We start from the raw sequence: 9,856 nt of genomic DNA, 5'->3' as shown, positions 1-9,856 counted from the left end.
CGCCTGATCACTGCATTTCCGAAGCATCGCTTCGGCTCGCAGACGTCCAGGATTTCTGGACCAACGCCCGGGTCTCAGACCCGGGCTTTTTTGTGCCAAAAGGAACTTTTCGACACCCCATATCTTGTGCACATTACAGCGTAGCGCGTCGATTGGACGCGGGCGATGCGCTGTGGCATCTTCGCTTAGGCATTCCAGTCTGATTACCGGGTGATCCGACTGAGGGGACATTTGGTCATGAACATCCTGTTGAAACACGTTCTCGAACGCCTGGTGCGGGTCGGCGACCTCAAGGTGACTGGGCCGAAAGGCACGACGCACAAGTTCGGCGACGGCAGCGGCGAGCCGGTGCATATCCACATCAAGACGTCGCATGCCGAGCGCGCCATCACCTTCGATCCGATGCTGGCGGTGCCCGAGGCCTATATGGACGGCGAATTGGACGTGCTGGAGGGTGGCATTCTCGGGCTGATGCGCATCGCGTTCCAGAACATGGGATCGAGCGGCATCGACGTGTCCTGGTCGAAGGCGATCGAGGGTCTGCGCCATGCCTTCCGCCGGCTGCAGCAGATCAACACCGCCGCGCGCTCGCGCCGCAATGTGCAGCGCCACTACGACCTGTCGGGCGAGCTCTACAAGCTCTTCCTCGACGAGGACATGCAGTATTCCTGCGCCTATTTCGAGCAGCCAGACATGACGCTGGACGAGGCGCAGCTTGCCAAGAAGCGCCACATCGCCGCCAAGCTGCGGCTCAAGGCTGGCCAGACGGTGCTCGACATCGGCTCCGGCTGGGGCGGGCTCGGCCTCTATCTCGCCAAGATCTTCGACGTCGACGTGCAGGGCGTCACGCTGTCCACCGAGCAGCATGGCGTCGCCACCGACCGCGCGCATGCGCAAGGCCTGCAGGACCGCGTGCATTTCGAGCTCAAGGACTATCGGCACATCAACGAGCGCTTCGACCGCATCGTCTCGGTCGGCATGTTCGAGCATGTCGGCGTCAACCATTACCGAACCTTCTTCGACAAGACCGCGACGCTGCTCAAGCCAGACGGCGTGATGCTGCTCCACACGATCGGCCGTTCCGGCGTGCCGTGGGCGACCAGCGCCTTCGTCCGCAAATACATTTTCCCGGGCGGTTACATCCCGGCGATGTCGGAGGTGATGCCGGCGATCGAGAAGTCGGGCCTGGTGGTGACGGACATAGAAATCCTGCGGCTGCACTATGCCGACACGCTGAAGCATTGGGGCGCCCGCTTCGCCGCCAACCGCGACAAGGCGAAGGCGATCTATGACGAGCGCTTCTGTCGGATGTGGGAGTTCTATCTCGCCGCCTCGGAGGCCGCCTTCCGCTGGCAGGACCTGGTGATCTTCCAGTTCCAGCTCGCCAAGAAGAACGACACCCTGCCGGTGACCCGCGACTATATCGCCAAGTGCGAGAAGGCGTTGGAGTTGCGCGACCACGGCCATCCGGAGCCGGAAGCGCCTGCCGCCCGGCCGGCCAAGCCGACGCGCAGGCGCAAGGCGGTGGAGTAGGCACGCATTGCCGCTTGCCATTGCGCGGTGACGCTATGAAAAAGGTCTCGTTCGCGAGACCTTTTTCATGACCTATCTCATCTGTATCGCCGCAGCGCTTGCCGAGATCGCCGGCTGCTTCTCGTTCTGGGCGTGGTGGCGGCTGGAGAAGTCGCCGCTCTGGCTTCTCCCCGGCCTCGTCTCGCTCGCGCTGTTCGCCTTCCTGCTTTCGCTGGTCGAGACAGATGCGGCCGGCCGCGCCTATGCCGCCTATGGCGGCATCTACGTTGCGGCTTCGCTTGGCTGGCTGTGGCTGGTCGAAGGCTTGCGTCCCGACCGCTGGGACCTGGGCGGCGCGGCGATCTGCATCGTCGGCGCCTCCGTCATCCTGCTTGCGCCGCGCGGGGCTTGAGCGATGGAGCTTCCTGCCCCGCTCCGGCAAGGCGTTGACAGCCTGCTCGAGAAAGTGCCGCTGCCGGCGCTGAGGCAGGCGGCAAGGACGCTGTCCGAACGCTACCGCGCTGAGCTGCGCGACGGCCGCCTGCATATGGGCGAGGAGATGGCGGTCAAGGCCTATCTGGCGACGCGGCTGCCCGCCACCTATGCCGCGGTGCGCGCCAGCCTCGATGCGCTTGCCGATGCGCGACCGGATTTCCAACCCAAGACCCTGCTCGACATCGGCGCCGGGCCTGGCACGATGCTTTGGGCCACGGCAGACGCCTGGCCGGAGCTGGGACAGGCGATGCTGGTCGAGGCAAGCGCCGCGGTGCGCAAGGTCGGGCAGTCGCTTGCAGCCGGCACGATCGCCGCCCGCACCGAATGGGTCGCCGGCGATGCCACCATCGATCTCGACAGCCTCAAGCCCGCCGACCTCGTCAGCATCGCCTATGTGCTCGACGAAGTCGCGCCGGCCTCGCTGCCGAAGCTCGTCGATCGCCTTTGGCAGCTGACCGCCGACACGCTGCTCGTCGTCGAGCCAGGCACGCCCGCCGGCTGGCAGCGCATCCTTGCCGCGCGACAGCAACTGATTGCCGCCGGCGCGCATATGCTGGCGCCCTGCCCGCACGCTGCACCCTGCCCGCTCACGCCGCCCGACTGGTGCCATTTTTCGCGCCGCGTCGCCCGCTCGCGCATGCATCGTCTGGTCAAGGAGGCCGAGGTGCCGTGGGAGGACGAGAAGTTCATCTATCTCGCCGCCTCCCGGCAGCCGGCGCCGGCGCGCGCCGCGCGGGTGCTGGCGCCGCCGAAAGGCGGCTCCGGCAAGGTGGTGCTGAAACTCTGCCAGCCGGACGGCAGCGCCGGCGAGCAACTGTTCAGCAAGCGCGACGGCGACGTCTTCAAGACGGCCCGGCGCGCGGACTGGGGCGACACGCTGCGATAGGAATTTTCTTGTTTTGTTCTCGTTCGAAGCGTTATCTTCACCCTCTTCGATTCGAGTCAATGACGATTCTTTCCACCAGAAAATTTTGGCTGTGAATCGCGAGTATCAAGGTCAGTCAGAATCGTACTGTTGCAGAAAGGTCAGCATCGAATCTTCCGGTTCTGGTATCGAGGAAGGCGGGATCGAAATCGGGGACATTATGGCAGAGGCGGCACTGAAATTCGGCGCGGCGGAAACGCCGCTTTATCGTGAGGCACCGAACAACATTGAGGCCGAGCAGGCGCTGCTCGGCGCTATTCTCGTCAATAATGACGCCTTCTACCGGGTCTCGGATTTCCTCAAGCCGGCGCATTTCTACGAGCCGCTGCATCGCCGCATCTTCGAGGTCGCGTCCGAGCTGATCCGCATGGGCAAGATCGCGACGCCGATCACGCTCAAGACCTTCCTGCCGGCCGACGAGAAGGTCGGCGACATGACGGTGGCGCAATATGTGGTGCGGCTTGCGGTCGAAGCGGTCACCGTCGTCAACGCCACCGACTATGGCCGCGCTATCTACGACCTCGCCACGCGCCGCGCGCTGATCACCGTCGGCGAGGACATGGTCAACATCGCCTATGACGCGCCGGTCGACATGTCGCCGTCCGAGCAGATCGAGGACGCCGAGCGGCGGCTGTTCGAGCTCGCCGAAACCGGCCGCTATGACGGCGGCTTCGAGAGCTTCAACGACGCGGTCAAGACCGCCGTCGACATGGCCAACGCAGCCTATATGCGCGATGGCCACCTGTCCGGCATCTCGACCGGTCTGCGCGACCTCGACCGCCGCATGGGCGGCCTGCAGCCTTCCGACCTGATCGTGCTGGCCGGACGCCCGGGCATGGGCAAGACCTCCTTGGCCACCAACATCGCCTTCAACATCGCCGAGGCTTACGTCCCGGCGCAGCAGGCCGACGGGACCTTCAAGGCCGCCAATGGCGGCGTCGTCGGCTTCTTCTCGCTGGAAATGTCGTCGGAGCAGCTCGCCACCCGCATCATCTCAGAGCAGACCGAGATTTCTTCGTCGAAGATCCGCCGCGGCGAGATCACCGAGATGGATTTCGAAAAGCTCGTCGCCTGCTCGCAGACGATGCAGAAGATCCCGCTGTTCATCGACCAGACCGGCGGTATCTCGATCGCCCAGCTGTCGGCTCGGGCGCGGCGGCTGAAGCGCCAGCGCGGCCTCGACCTCATCGTCATCGACTATATCCAGCTGATGCAGGGATCCTCCGCCCGCGCGTCGCAGAACCGCGTGCAGGAAATCACCGAGATCACCACGGGCTTGAAGGCCTTGGCCAAGGAGCTCGGCGTACCGATCATCGCGCTGTCGCAGCTGTCGCGTCAGGTCGAAAGCCGCGACGACAAGCGCCCGCAACTCTCGGACCTGCGCGAATCCGGCTCGATCGAGCAGGACGCCGACGTGGTGCTGTTCGTCTATCGCGAGGAGTACTACCTCAAGAACCGCGAGCCGAAGCTCGGCACCGAGGAATACGTCAAGTGGGAAAACGAGGTGAACGAGGCGCGCGGCAAGGCCGAGTGCATCGTGGCCAAGCAGCGCCACGGACCGACCGGCACCGTCAGCCTCGCCTTCCATGGCGAATTCACGCGGTTCTCCGATCTGGCCGAGGAGCATCATCTGCCGGAGAGGTTCGAGTAGCGTTTTGGGAAACGTCTCACTCCGTCGCCCCCCTCTCTGTCCTGCCGGACATCTCCCCCTCAAGGGGGGAGATTGGATGTCGCGTCGGCTTTCGCCAATCGCCAACGTTGCAGGATGGGCATCATTGGCGGAACTGCTGATCTACCCCCTAGAGAGGGAGATGTCCGGCAGGACAGAGGGGGGCGCTGTCCCGTCAGCCCATCCAATATCGGGCCGCGTCTGATGGCCAAATCGCGCGTTCAGTTCATCTGCCAGAATTGCGGCTCGGTGCATCAGCGCTGGGCGGGCAAATGCGACGCCTGCGGCGAGTGGAACACGCTGGTCGAGGAAGGCACCGCCGGCGGCATCGGATCGGGGCCGGCCAACACGCGCAACGCGCGAAAAGGCCGCGCCGTGGTGCTGACCAGCCTCGCCGGCGACATCGAGGATGCGCCGCGCATCGTTTCGGGCATCAGCGAGCTAGACCGCGCCACCGGCGGCGGTTTTGTCCGCGGCTCGGCGCTGCTGGTCGGCGGCGACCCGGGCATCGGCAAGTCGACGCTTTTGACGCAAGCGGCGGCGGCGCTCGCCTCGAAGGGCCACCGCATCGTCTATGTTTCGGGCGAGGAAGCCGTCGCGCAGATCAGGCTGCGCGCCCAGCGGCTCGGCGTCGCCTCGACGCCGGTCGAGCTCGCAGCCGAAACCAATGTCGAGGACATTCTGGCGACCATCGCCGACGGCAAGCGGCCGGACCTCGTCATCCTCGATTCCATCCAGACGCTGTGGACCGACCTTGCCGATTCGGCGCCGGGCACCGTGACCCAGGTGCGCGCCGCCGCTCAAGCCATGATCCGCTATGCGAAATCCACGGGTGCTGCGATCGTGCTCGTCGGCCATGTCACCAAGGAGGGCCAGATCGCCGGCCCGCGCGTCGTCGAGCACATGGTCGACGGCGTGCTTTACTTCGAAGGCGAAGGCAACCATCACTTCCGCATCCTGCGCACGGTGAAGAACCGCTTTGGGCCAACCGACGAGATCGGCGTCTTCGAAATGTCGGATAAGGGCCTGCGCGAGGTTTCCAATCCGTCCGAGCTTTTCCTCGGCGAACGCCACGCGAAATCCCCGGGCGCCGCGGTTTTCGCAGGCATGGAGGGCACGCGGCCGGTGCTGGTCGAGATCCAGGCGCTGGTCGCTCCCTCCTCGCTCGGCACGCCGCGCCGCGCCGTCGTCGGCTGGGATGGGGCGCGGCTGTCGATGGTGCTCGCCGTGCTCGAGGCGCATTGCGGCGTGCGCTTCGGCCAGCACGACGTCTATCTCAACGTCGCCGGCGGCTACCGGATCTCGGAGCCGGGGGCCGATCTGGCGGTCGCCGCGGCGCTGGTTTCGTCGCTCACCGGTCTTGCCCTTCCCGCCGATTGCGTCTATTTCGGCGAAATCAGCCTATCGGGCGCCGTGAGGCCGGTTGCGCATGCGCAGCAGCGCCTCAAGGAAGCCGAAAAGCTGGGCTTTGGAAGCGCGGTGCTGCCGCTCGGCAGCGAGGAAGTTGCCGGGGGGATCGGGGCCGGCGCGTTCCAGCCCACCGAGCTTGCCGACCTTGTGGCGCGAATAGCCGGCTCACGGCGCAGCCGTGCCGACGACGATGAGTGACGCGGCTCGTCGGGCCGTAAGACAGGAAGTGGGGCGAGGACCATGCCGATTACGCTGCTTGACGGAATTCTCGTCGGCTTCACCCTGGTTTCAGCAATGCTCGCCATGGTGCGCGGCTTCTCCCGCGAAGTGCTGTCGGTGGTTTCCTGGGCAGCGGCGGCGGCAGCGGCGTTCTTCTTCTACAAGCCGGTCCTGCCCTACGTTCAGCCCTATATCGACAACGACAAGATCGCGATGGCGGCTTCCGCGGGCATCGTCTTCCTGATCGCGCTGATCGTCGTCTCCGTCATCACGATGAAGCTTGCCGACTGGATCATCGATTCGCGTATCGGCGCGCTCGACCGTACGCTCGGCTTCCTCTATGGCGCGGCGCGCGGCATCCTGGTGGTCGCGGTGGCGCTCCTGTTCTTCAACTGGCTTGCCGGCGCCAAGGCGCCCGCCTGGATCGCCAACGCCAAGTCGCGGCCGTTGCTCGAGACGATCGGCGCCAAGCTCGAGAGCGTGCTGCCGGAAAACACCGAGGAACTGGTCAACAAATACACGCATAAGGGCACGCCGCAGGCTGGCGCGCCGGCCACGACCGACCAGCCCGCGGCCGAGCCGCCGGCCGGCGACGACAACGCGCCGGCGCCCGACGACAGCGAGGGCGAGGCGCCTGCCGATAACGAGCCAGCTCCGGCGCCCGCCCCTGCTCCCGCTCCAGCGCCGGCAAACTGAAATCCAGGCCAGCCATAGCGCTGGCCTGAGGCAATTTGTGAATGCCTGACGAGGTGCGTTGCGTTCCGCGAGAGATCGCCCTATATGGCGGCTTTAGCGGAGCTTGAGCACCAGATGGCAGACTCAACGGCAGATGCAGGCAATGTCCTTTCCGCCGAGGCCGACGATCATTTCCACGACGAATGCGGCGTGTTCGGCATCTTCGGCCGGCAGGACGCGGCGGCCATCGTCACACTCGGCCTGCACGCCCTGCAGCATCGCGGCCAGGAAGCGGCAGGCATCGTCTCCTATGACGGCACCCAGTTCCATGTCGAGCGCCATGTCGGCCTGATCGGCGACACCTTCACCAAGCAGCGCGTCATCGACAGCTTGCAGGGTAATCGCGCCATCGGCCATACGCGCTATGCCACCACCGGCGGCGCCGGGCTGCGCAACATCCAGCCCTTCTTCGCCGAGCTTGCGGAGGGCGGTCTTGCCGTCGCCCACAACGGCAACCTCACCAACGCGCTCACCGTGCAGCGCGCTCTGCAGAAGCAGGGCTCGATCTTCTCGTCGACCTCCGACACCGAGACGCTGCTGCACTTGGTCGCGACCAGCAAGGAGCGCGATCTGAATTCGCGCTTCATCGAAGCGGTGCGCCAGGTGGAGGGCGCCTTCTCACTGGTGGCGATGACGGCCAAGAAGATGATCGGCTGCCGCGACCCGCTCGGCATCCGCCCGCTGGTGCTGGGCGACCTCGACGGCGCCTGGATCCTGGCATCAGAGACCTGCGCGCTTGACATCATCGGCGCCCGCTTCGTGCGCGACATCAAGCCCGGCGAGATGGTGGTCATCACCTCCAAGGGGATCGAGAGCATCTTCCCGTTCGAGCCGCAGAAGACGCGCTTCTGCATCTTCGAATATGTCTATTTCGCGCGGCCGGATTCCTCGGTCGAGGGCCGCAACGTCTATGAGGTGCGCAAGCGCATCGGCGCGGAACTGGCGCAGGAAAACCCGGTCGAGGCCGACATCGTCGTGCCGGTGCCGGATTCCGGCACGCCGGCCGCAATCGGCTTCTCCCAGGCCGCCGGCATTCCCTTCGAGCTCGGCATCATCCGCAACCACTATGTCGGGCGCACCTTCATCCAGCCTGGCGATTCGATCCGCCACATGGGCGTTAAGCTGAAGCACAACGCCAACCGCCGCATGATCGAGGGCAAGCGCGTGGTGCTGGTCGACGATTCGATAGTGCGCGGCACCACCAGCCAGAAGATCGTGCAGATGGTGCGCGATGCCGGCGCGAAGGAAGTGCATATGCGCATCGCCTCGCCGCCGACCAGCGCATCCTGCTTCTACGGCGTCGACACGCCGGAGAAGTCGAAGCTGCTCGCATCGCGCATGTCGGTCGAGGAGATGGCCGAGTTCATCCGCGTCGATTCGCTCGGTTTCCTGTCGATCGATGGACTCTACCGCGCCGTCGGCGAGGCGCGCCGCGACAACGACCAGCCGCAATTCTGCGACGCCTGCTTCACGGGACAGTACCCCACCCGCCTGCTCGACTTCGAAGGCCACGACAATGTGCGCACGCTGTCGCTGCTGGCGTCGAGCGGGTCGTAGGCCGCGGTATCTGTTTTGACGCAATTCCGGACGGAAAACCGTCAGACACTTTTCCTGGAATTGCTTTAGCCCACGGAATTCTCGCATGACCCTCGACCTTTCCGGCCGCGTGGCGGTCGTCACCGGCGCCTCGCGCGGCATCGGCTATTTCATCGCCAGGGAACTGGCGGCAGCCGGCGCGCATGTCATCGCGGTGGCGCGCACGGTGGGCGGGCTGGAACAGCTCGACGACCAGATCAAGGCTGATGGGCGCGGACAGGCGACGCTGGTGCCGCTCGACCTCACCGACATGGCAGGCATCGACCGGCTGGGCGGCGCCATCCATGAGCGCTGGGGCAAGCTCGACATCCTTGTCGCCAATGCCGCCGTGCTCGGCGTCATTTCGCCGATCGGCCATGTCGAGGCCAAGACCTTCGAGAAGGTGATGACCATCAACGTCACCGCGACGTGGCGATTGATCCGCTCGGTCGACCCTCTGCTCAGGCTTTCCGATGCCGGCCGCGCCATCATCATGTCCGCCAACTCCGCCCATTCGGCGCGTGCCTTCTGGGCGCCCTACGCGGCGTCCAAGGCGGCGGTGGAGACGATGATGCGCTCTTGGGCGCATGAGACCGAGAGCCTGCCGCTCAGGGTCAACGCCGCCGATCCCGGCGCCACCCGCACCGCGATGCGCGCGCAGGCGATGCCCGGCGAGGATCCGGAGACGCTGCCGCATCCGTCCGAGATCGCCAAGCGCATCGTGCCGCTGGCAAGCCCGGAACTGAAGGAGACGGGCCTGATCTTCCAGGCCAAGCACAACCGCTTCGTCGCCTACCAGCAACCGGAATAATTCGAGTTCAAAGCGCGTCGCGGCCGATCGAGCCCGCCTGGCGAAGGCCCTCTTCACAGGTCTGTGACCGGGGCGGTGGAAGCGTGTGCCACCGCCCAGCTTTCGCCGTGCCGGGGGAGTTGCTAGAGTCCCTGCGACTCCGACATTCAAGCAAAGCGAGGAATTCCCATGGCTGCCACTCCCAGCGTAGCGTTGGTCTGGTATCTGGTGATCGCCGGCCCGCAAGGCGGCATGGTGGTGCTGCCCAGCACCTTCGACACCCGCGAGCAGTGCACAAACGCCATCACCGAATATCAGAAGCAGCCGACGCCGCAGGGCTGGGCCGTGCAATGCGTGCCGAGCGCCTCGCCGTTTACGGATGAAGGGGACGCGGAGGAGCCTTCGGCCCAGTAGGCAACACTCCCCCTCACCCAGCCTCCGCTTCACTCGGCTGACCTCTCCCCGCTGGGGAGAGGTCAGCCGAGTGAAGCGGAGGCTGGGTGAGGGGGAGTGTTGCCTACTGGGC

At 65.5% G+C, this 9,856-nt stretch carries 9 protein-coding genes; all 9 read left to right on the top strand.

What is annotated here, in order from left to right; genetic code table 11:
• Positions 1-237 precede the first annotated feature (237 nt).
• The 9 genes from EOA27_RS09650 (at position 238) to EOA27_RS09605 (ending at position 9,744) form a co-directional block, all read left to right on the top strand.
• Positions 238-1,533, top strand: coding sequence for a cyclopropane-fatty-acyl-phospholipid synthase family protein (locus EOA27_RS09650; RefSeq protein ID WP_126078257.1), 1,296 nt, complete (start codon positions 238-240; stop codon positions 1,531-1,533).
• A 67-nt stretch (positions 1,534-1,600) separates the two neighbouring features.
• Positions 1,601-1,924 (top strand): YnfA family protein, encoded by a 324-nt coding sequence (locus tag EOA27_RS09645; RefSeq protein WP_126078258.1) that lies wholly within the window; start codon positions 1,601-1,603, stop codon positions 1,922-1,924.
• Between the two features lie 3 nt (positions 1,925-1,927).
• On the top strand, positions 1,928-2,893 hold the full coding sequence (locus EOA27_RS09640; protein WP_126078259.1) for a small ribosomal subunit Rsm22 family protein: 966 nt from the start codon (positions 1,928-1,930) through the stop codon (positions 2,891-2,893).
• 199 nt (positions 2,894-3,092) lie between these two features.
• Positions 3,093-4,583 carry a replicative DNA helicase gene (locus tag EOA27_RS09635; protein ID WP_127256025.1) on the top strand — a complete coding sequence of 497 codons (1,491 nt, stop codon included), beginning with the start codon at positions 3,093-3,095 and terminating at the stop codon, positions 4,581-4,583.
• Between the two features lie 222 nt (positions 4,584-4,805).
• Entirely contained in the window at positions 4,806-6,209 is a 1,404-nt protein-coding gene (gene radA, locus EOA27_RS09625; RefSeq protein WP_126078261.1) for a DNA repair protein RadA, read from the top strand.
• A 42-nt stretch (positions 6,210-6,251) separates the two neighbouring features.
• Positions 6,252-6,926 (top strand): CvpA family protein, encoded by a 675-nt coding sequence (locus EOA27_RS09620; RefSeq protein ID WP_042637922.1) that lies wholly within the window; start codon positions 6,252-6,254, stop codon positions 6,924-6,926.
• Positions 6,927-7,040: 114 nt separating this feature from the next.
• Complete coding sequence (purF, locus tag EOA27_RS09615; RefSeq protein WP_042637921.1) at positions 7,041-8,522, top strand: amidophosphoribosyltransferase; 1,482 nt, start codon at positions 7,041-7,043, stop codon at positions 8,520-8,522.
• 85 nt (positions 8,523-8,607) lie between these two features.
• On the top strand, positions 8,608-9,351 hold the full coding sequence (locus EOA27_RS09610; protein WP_126078262.1) for an SDR family NAD(P)-dependent oxidoreductase: 744 nt from the start codon (positions 8,608-8,610) through the stop codon (positions 9,349-9,351).
• 168 nt (positions 9,352-9,519) lie between these two features.
• On the top strand, positions 9,520-9,744 hold the full coding sequence (locus tag EOA27_RS09605; protein WP_040984608.1) for a hypothetical protein: 225 nt from the start codon (positions 9,520-9,522) through the stop codon (positions 9,742-9,744).
• Positions 9,745-9,856 lie beyond the last annotated feature (112 nt).

It is taken from the genome of Mesorhizobium sp. M2A.F.Ca.ET.037.01.1.1 (assembly GCF_003998075.1).
Classification (GTDB): domain Bacteria; phylum Pseudomonadota; class Alphaproteobacteria; order Rhizobiales; family Rhizobiaceae; genus Mesorhizobium.
The sequence above is the reverse complement of the archived record's forward strand: the minus strand, read 5'-3'. Positions and strand labels throughout refer to the sequence as shown.

Coding starts and splice junctions, on each gene's coding strand:
- EOA27_RS09650 (WP_126078257.1), top strand. CDS start 238: ATGAACATCCTGTTGAAACACGTTCTCGAACGCCTGGTGCGGGTCGGC.
- EOA27_RS09645 (WP_126078258.1), top strand. CDS start 1,601: ATGACCTATCTCATCTGTATCGCCGCAGCGCTTGCCGAGATCGCCGGC.
- EOA27_RS09640 (WP_126078259.1), top strand. CDS start 1,928: ATGGAGCTTCCTGCCCCGCTCCGGCAAGGCGTTGACAGCCTGCTCGAG.
- EOA27_RS09635 (WP_127256025.1), top strand. CDS start 3,093: ATGGCAGAGGCGGCACTGAAATTCGGCGCGGCGGAAACGCCGCTTTAT.
- radA (WP_126078261.1), top strand. CDS start 4,806: ATGGCCAAATCGCGCGTTCAGTTCATCTGCCAGAATTGCGGCTCGGTG.
- EOA27_RS09620 (WP_042637922.1), top strand. CDS start 6,252: ATGCCGATTACGCTGCTTGACGGAATTCTCGTCGGCTTCACCCTGGTT.
- purF (WP_042637921.1), top strand. CDS start 7,041: ATGGCAGACTCAACGGCAGATGCAGGCAATGTCCTTTCCGCCGAGGCC.
- EOA27_RS09610 (WP_126078262.1), top strand. CDS start 8,608: ATGACCCTCGACCTTTCCGGCCGCGTGGCGGTCGTCACCGGCGCCTCG.
- EOA27_RS09605 (WP_040984608.1), top strand. CDS start 9,520: ATGGCTGCCACTCCCAGCGTAGCGTTGGTCTGGTATCTGGTGATCGCC.